Annotated in this window: 1 protein-coding gene; it reads left to right on the plus strand. The window is 66.4% G+C overall.

What is annotated here, in order from left to right:
* The coding region (locus tag AM506_RS23615) for a dihydroxy-acid dehydratase domain-containing protein (protein ID WP_200908491.1) at window positions 1-565 on the plus strand (565 nt) is incomplete at both ends.

A 565-nucleotide genomic window follows, 5' to 3' on the forward strand; every position in this document is an offset into this window, starting at 1 on the left:
TCTCCGAGGTGGAGCGCAGCGCTTGTCCCACCTGCGGCTCCTGTTCCGGCATGTTCACCGCCAACTCCATGAACTGCCTGATGGAAGCGCTGGGCCTGGCACTGCCTGGCAATGGCACCGTGGTTGCCACCCACGCCGACCGCCGCCGCCTGTTCGAGACCGCGGGTCATCGCATCGTCGAACTGGCCAAGCGGGTCTACGAGGGCAACGAGGCGCACCTGCTGCCGCGTGCCATCGGCTCCAAGGCGGCGTTCAAGAACGCCATGACCCTGGATATCGCCATGGGCGGCTCCACCAACACCATCCTGCACCTGCTGGCCGCCGCCCAGGAGGCCGAGGTCGATTTCACCATGACCGATATCGACCGCCTCTCGCGTGAGGTGCCGCAGCTGTGCAAGGTGGCCCCCAACACCCAGAAGTACCATATCGAGGATGTGCACCGCGCCGGCGGGATCATGGCCATTCTCGGCGAGCTGGATCGCGCCGGCGTGCTCGACACCCGGGTGCCCACCGTCTACGGCGACTCCCTGAAGGCGGCCCTGGACGAATGGGACATCATGCGCAA

Origin of the sequence: Rossellomorea vietnamensis (genome assembly GCF_001305855.1) — a bacterium.
In the GTDB taxonomy this organism is placed as follows: domain Bacteria; phylum Bacillota; class Bacilli; order Bacillales; family Bacillaceae_B; genus Rossellomorea; species Rossellomorea vietnamensis_A.